Origin of the sequence: Microbacterium sp. (assembly GCF_031178525.1) — a bacterium.
Taxonomy (GTDB): Bacteria; Actinomycetota; Actinomycetes; order Actinomycetales; family Microbacteriaceae; genus Microbacterium.
Map to the genome: position 1 here is coordinate 1 of NZ_JAPSJA010000326.1, position 2,483 is coordinate 2,483.

1 protein-coding gene and 1 pseudogene are annotated in these 2,483 nt (G+C 69.9%); both read left to right on the forward strand.

The features are described from left to right. A pseudogene (locus RIF89_RS13885) lies at window positions 1-617 on the forward strand (rhamnose isomerase); the annotation flags it as partial. 5 nt (window positions 618-622) lie between these two features. Further along, a partial coding sequence (locus tag RIF89_RS13890) for a bifunctional aldolase/short-chain dehydrogenase (RefSeq protein WP_309069674.1) occupies window positions 623-2,483 on the forward strand: 1,861 nt, incomplete at its 3' end.

A 2,483-nucleotide genomic window follows, 5' to 3' on the forward strand; every position in this document is an offset into this window, starting at 1 on the left:
TCGAGCCGGCGTTCTATCACACGGACGTGCCGGACTGGGGCACGTCGTACGCCCAGGTCGCCGCGCTCGGCGATCGGGCGATGGTGTGCCTCGACACGGGACACCACGCGCCCGGCACGAACATCGAGTTCATCGTGATGCAGCTGCTGCGCCTCGGGAAGCTCGGATCGTTCGACTTCAACTCGCGCTTCTACGCGGACGACGACCTCATCGTGGGGGCGGCCGATCCGTTCCAGCTGTTCCGGATCCTCTTCGAGGTGATCCGCGGCGGCGGCCTCGGCAACCCCGACGTGGCGTTCATGCTCGACCAGTGCCACAACGTCGAGGACAAGATCCTGGGCCAGATCCGCTCGGTGCTGAACGTGCAGGAGATGACGGCGCGCGCGCTTCTCGTCGACGCCGACGCGCTGCGCGAGGCGCAGCGGGCGGGGGATGTGCTCGCCGCCAACGCGGTGTTCATGGACGCGTTCTACACGGACGTGCGCCCCGCGCTGGCGGAGTGGCGCGAGAGTCGCGGGCTTCCCGCGGACCCCATGAAGGCGCAGCTCGAATCGGACTACCAGAACACGATCGAGGCCGAGCGCCAGGGCGGCGTGCAGGCCGGATGGGGAGCATGAACGCCGTGTCAGACGTCACCGTGCCGAACGGCACCGTCGCAGATCTGATCGCCCGGTCGAACCGGCTCGGATCCGATCCGCGCAACACCAACTACGCCGGCGGCAACACGTCCGCCAAGGGCACCGAGACCGACCCGGTGACGGGAGAGCCCGTCGAGCTGCTGTGGGTGAAGGGCTCCGGAGGAGACCTCGGCACGCTGACCGAGTCGGGCCTTGCCGCCCTGCGTCTTGACCGCATGCGCGCGCTCGTGAACGTGTACCCGGGCGTCGAGCGCGAGGACGAGATGGTCGCGGCGTTCGACTACTGCCTGCACGGCAAGGGCGGCGCCGCCCCCTCGATCGACACCGCGATGCACGGCCTGGTGGACGCGGCCCACGTCGACCACCTGCACCCGGACAGCGGGATCGCGATCGCGACCGCGGCGGACGGCGAGGAGCTCACGAAGCGGATCTTCGGCGACAAGGTCGTGTGGGTGCCGTGGCGGCGCCCTGGCTTCCAGCTGGGTCTCGACATCGCCGAGATCAAGGCGGCGAACCCGCAGGCGATCGGCACGATCCTGGGCGGGCACGGCATCACTGCCTGGGGCGACACGAGCGAGGAGAGCGAGCGCAACTCGCTCTGGATCATTCAGACCGCCCAGGCGTACATCGACGAGCACGGCAAGCCCGAGCCGTTCGGCGGTGTGCGCGCAGGCTTCGAGGCGCTGCCGCGGGAGAAGCGCCGCGCGCGGGCCGCCGCGCTCGCGGCGACGATCCGCGGCCTCGCCTCGCACGACAAGCCGATGGTCGGACACTTCACCGACAGCGAGGTCGTCCTCGACTTCCTCGCGTCCGAGCGCGCGCCGGAGCTCGCAGCCCTCGGCACCAGCTGCCCCGACCACTTCCTGCGCACCAAGGTCAAGCCGATGATCCTGGATCTGCCGGCGACAGCGACCGCCGAGGAGCAGATCGCCCGGCTGAAGGAGCTGCACGCCGCCTACCGCGCCGACTACACGGCGTACTACGAGGCGCACGCGACCGCCGACAGCCCCGCGATGCGCGGCGCGGACCCGCTGATCGTGCTGGTTCCCGGCGTCGGCATGTTCTCGTACGGCGCGAACAAGCAGACCGCCCGCGTCGCCGGCGAGTTCTACCTCAACGCGATAGGCGTGATGCGCGGCGCCGAGGCGCTGTCGACCTACACGCCGATCTCCGACGCCGAGAAGTTCCGGATCGAGTACTGGGCGCTCGAGGAGGCGAAGCTCCAGCGGATGCCGAAGCCGAAGACGCACCAGGGTCGCATCGCCTTCGTGACGGGCGCCGCGTCGGGTATCGGCAAGGCGATCGCCACCCGCCTGGCACGGGAGGGCGCGTGCGTCGTCGTGGCCGATCTCGATCTCGAGAAGGCGCGGGGCGTCGCGGCCGAGCTCGGCTCGACCGACGTCGCGATCGGCATCGCGGCGAACGTGGCGGACGCGGCGGGGGTGCAGGCCGCGATCGACGAGACGCTGCTCGCGTTCGGCGGCATCGACCTGATCGTGAACAACGCGGGTCTGTCGCTGTCGAAGCCGCTGCTGGAGACCACCGAGAAGGACTGGGACCTCCAGCACGACGTCATGGCGAAGGGATCCTTCCTCGTCTCGAAGGCCGCGGCGACGCCGCTGATCGAGCAGGGGATGGGCGGCGACATCATCTACATCTCCTCGAAGAACAGCGTCTTCGCGGGTCCGAACAACATCGCCTACTCCGCGACCAAGGCGGACCAGGCGCACCAGGTGCGGCTGCTGGCCGTCGAGCTCGGCGAGCACGGCGTGCGCGTGAACGGCATCAACCCCGACGGGGTGGTGCGCGGATCGGGCATCTTCGCGTCGGGCTGGGGCGCCAACC